This window comes from Flavobacterium sp. (genome assembly GCF_043773265.1).
Classification (GTDB): Bacteria; Bacteroidota; Bacteroidia; order Flavobacteriales; family Flavobacteriaceae; genus Flavobacterium.
Genome location: NZ_JAYVFH010000189.1, coordinates 1 through 4,048 on the forward strand (window position 1 = coordinate 1; position 4,048 = coordinate 4,048).

Sequence of the window (4,048 nt, forward strand, 5' to 3'; positions counted from 1 at the left end):
ATCCATCAACAATTGGTTGCACCGCAGTATTTCCTAAAGGTCCGTAGGCCATGTAATTAAAAAGATGCTGAAATCCAATTGGTACATTAGCGCCTAAATGTGGTGCGTCGAACGATATATATAAACGTGTATCATGGCTTAAATTATTCATTTCCATATATCTTAAAGCATAACGAGAAATTAATCCACCCATACTTGGTCCAATAACAACATTTTTTTCTGTTCCAACTTTTAATGCATTTATTTGATTGATTAATTCAACCAAAATCATAGCATTTCTTTGAATATAATCTACGCCACCATCAATAACTGTTGTAGTATTTGGTCTAGTGTAAGTTGGAAAATTTAAAATTATAATATCAAATCCTTGTGCTCTTAAATCATTAGCAAGATTTTGACCTACACCATAATTTAATAAATTGTAAATTATACTTGTATTTCTGGTGTCTCCAGGATCAAAACCATCCAATAAAAAAATAGGTTTATCAAGAACACCAGTTGTAGTATCCATAAATACTTCATATTCTCCTTTTCCATTAAATGCAGCAGTTTCGCTATAACCTTGGTACGGAATTGTAGATGAAATTGAATTTACAACATTGGGTGCTAATTGTAAATCAGTATTTTTATTCGAATTATAATTTTGATTTTCAACATCAAATGTTATTGATTCGTTTATAACTTCTCCTGTAGAAAGTGTAATTTTAAAATTGATACTATGTTTGCCATTATTTGGAAAATTAATTTTAAATGATTCGTTATTTTGAATGGTTTTCCAATTTTTAGAGCTTTCTAATTGTACTTGAACTTGTGAAATAGTTTTAGATGTAGTATTAAAAATTAAATTATCTTTTAAAATAAATGCTACATTATTAGTTTTAGATTTTTGAAGTAAAGCTCCCAAAACTGTAATAGAATGTGTCTCAAAAATAGAACCTGCAGATGATTTAGCTTCCATTTTATTTAATGCATTTAAAAATACATTTTTATTTTCAATTTCAGATGTTTTGATGGTTTCAAAATCAGATATTAAAATAGATAACGGAATTTGATTTTCTGCAAAACCAAGATTGGCTTCGTTTTTTAGAGTTTCTAATTTTGGTAATCTTTCATTAAAATCTGCACGTTGTATTTCATGGTAAACTTGTAAGAAATCATTGGTAGAAATTTTTTTTAAATTTAACTTTGTAGCATTTGACAAGGCAAAAACCCTATCATATAAAATATTAGTTTGTGTTTTATTTTTTAATAAATCGTAGGTTTTGTCTTGGCTAAAACAAGTTAAAGAAAATAAAAAAATAATAAGTAAAGTAATTTTTGACTTCATAGTTTGTTGATTTTGAGCTCCGAATATACAAAAAATTAACAATTAGAAACAAAAAAGTTCAAACTTTTTTGTTTGAACTTTTTATTAATTTATTATTTAACTTCGTGCTTAGTATTTCACACCTAGAACTTACACTTTATTCTCCCAAAAACGGATAACGATAATCCTCAGGCGTAACAAATGTTTCTTTTATAGTTCTTGGTGAAGCCCAACGCAATAAATTTAAAGCCGAACCTGCTTTATCATTAGTTCCAGAAGCTCTTGCGCCACCAAATGGTTGCATTCCTACAACTGCGCCAGTTGGTTTATCATTAATATAAAAATTTCCTGCAGCGTTTTGTAACGCTATTGTTGCTTCTTCAATGGCATATCTGTCTTGACTAAAAATAGCTCCAGTTAAAGCATATTCTGAAGTTTCGTCAACTAATTTTAAAGTTTCTACCCAATTTTTATCATCATAAACATAAATTGTCATTACTGGTCCAAAAAGTTCGGTTTCCATTGTAGCATATTTCGGGTTTGTAGTAACGATAACTGTTGGTTCAATGAAATAACCTACCGATTTATCATAATTTCCACCAACAATAATTTCGGCATCAGTATCTTTTTTGGCTTGATCTATAAAGCTTGCCAATTTATCAAACGAACCTTCGTGAATTACTGCTGTTACAAAGTTACCAAAATCTTCTGGTGAACCCATTTTCAACGATTTTACATCTGTAATTAATTGCGATTTTACATCGTTCCACAAGCTTTGAGGAATATAAGCTCTTGAAGCTGCAGAACATTTTTGACCCTGAAATTCAAAAGCACCACGAACAATTCCAGTTACAACTTGTTTCACATTGGCACTTGGATGCGCTACAATAAAATCTTTTCCACCAGTTTCACCCACAATTCTTGGATAGGTTTTATAATGATGAATGTTATTTCCAATAGTTTTCCAAATGTCTTTAAAAACATGAGTTGATCCTGTAAAATGAATTCCTGCAAAATCACGGCTTGCAAAAACAGTTTCGCTAATCATTTGTGCATCGCCAAAAACTACATTGATAACGCCATCTGGAACGCCAGCTTCTTTAAAAACATCAATAATTATTTTAGCAGAAAAAACTTGGCTGTCACTTGGTTTCCATATCACAACATTTCCCATCATTGCGGCACTTGCTGGTAAATTTGCAGCAATTGCTGTAAAATTAAATGGTGTTATGGCATATACAAATCCTTCTAATGGACGATATTCCAATCTATTCCAAACATCAGAATTAGATTTTGGTTGATCGTTATAAATTTGCGTCATAAATTCTACGTTGTAACGCAAAAAGTCAATCAATTCGCAAGACGCATCAATTTCTGCTTGAAAAATATTTTTAGATTGCGCAATCATTGTTGCTGCATTTATTTTGGCACGATATGGTCCAGCAATTAATTCGGCAGCTTTTAAAAAGATGGCTGCACGTTGTTCCCAAGCCATATTTGCCCATTTGGTTTTACTTTCTAAAGCATTGTCAATGGCTTTTTCAACGTGACTTTTTTCGGCTAAATGATACGTTCCAACACTATGTTTATGGTTGTGTGGCGCAGTCATTGTTTTGGTATTTCCTGTGCGAATTTCTTCGCTACCTATATATAAAGGAACATCGATTGTGGTGTTCCACATTTTTTTATATTCTGCAAGAACGGCTGCTTTTTCTGGAGAATTTGGTGCGTACGATTTTACTGGTTCGTTTACGGCTTTTGGTACGTGAAAAAATCCTTTTAACATTTTTATTTAGTATTAAGATTCAAGTATTAAGATTTAAAAAAGTAAAAAACGGAGTGAATTAATAAGTCTTGATACTTAATACTTCAATCTTGATACTTTTAAAATTTATACAAAAGTACGAAGGATAATTTGATTTTTTATAATGATTTAACATTGTTATTACCGTCGCCAGTTAGCCCAGACTGAAAGGAAAATCCTTTTTTTATGGCGACTATTTTTTTCTGCTCAAAAAGAACGACCGCAGGAAGTTCCTTTTTGAGTATTGAAAAAAAAGAAGCGACAATAAAAGATTTGGGATGATGGCTGGATTGGCTTTAAAAAAACTAGAAATTTAATAATATATTTCGTAAAAAGTATAACAATTGTTAAAGTGATTACAATTATTTTTGAGATGTTTTTAATATTGTAATTTTATCAAAACTTAGTAATTAATGAAAATTCCACTTTTAGCTTTTAATAATAAAGGAATTTATTGTCAACAAGCAGATGTTTATCTTGATCCGTGGCGACCTGTGAAAAATGCAATAATTACACATGGTCATGCCGATCATTCGCGTTGGGGACACGAAAATTACATTACGCACAACACCAATGTACCGATAATTAGGCATCGTTTGGGCGAAATAAATGTAACTGGAAAAGATTGGAATGAGACTTTTGTAATTAATAATGTGAAATTTTCGCTTCATCCTGCCGGACATATTATTGGAAGTGCTCAAATTAGAGTGGAACATTTGGGTGAAGTTTGGGTTTTTACTGGCGATTATAAAACCGAAGATGACGGAATTTCGGTTCCGTATGAAGTGGTAAAATGTGATACTTTTATAACAGAATGTACTTTTGGATTACCTGCTTTTAAATGGACTCCACAAGCGGAAGTGATGACAGACATTAATAATTGGTGGGCAGAAAATAGGGCAGAAGGTAAAACTTCTATATTATTCGGCTACTCTTTA

General features: G+C 31.4%; 2 protein-coding genes and 1 pseudogene. 1 reads left to right on the forward strand and 2 read right to left on the reverse strand.

Going from position 1 to position 4,048, the window contains the following annotated elements; all coding sequences use genetic code 11:
- Positions 1 to 1,327, reverse strand: a 1,327-nt coding sequence (locus tag ACH2BO_RS10055) for an esterase/lipase family protein (protein ID WP_395044612.1), incomplete at its 3' end; no start/stop codon positions are given.
- A gap of 136 nt (positions 1,328 to 1,463) precedes the next feature.
- Positions 1,464 to 3,092, reverse strand: a complete 1,629-nt coding sequence (gene pruA / locus ACH2BO_RS10060; RefSeq protein ID WP_395044613.1) for an L-glutamate gamma-semialdehyde dehydrogenase — start codon at positions 3,090 to 3,092, stop codon at positions 1,464 to 1,466.
- A 431-nt stretch (positions 3,093 to 3,523) separates the two neighbouring features.
- On the opposite strand from pruA, the pseudogene ACH2BO_RS10065 reads away from it, so the two are divergent.
- Positions 3,524 to 4,048: pseudogene (locus tag ACH2BO_RS10065) on the forward strand (DNA ligase-associated DEXH box helicase); the annotation flags it as partial.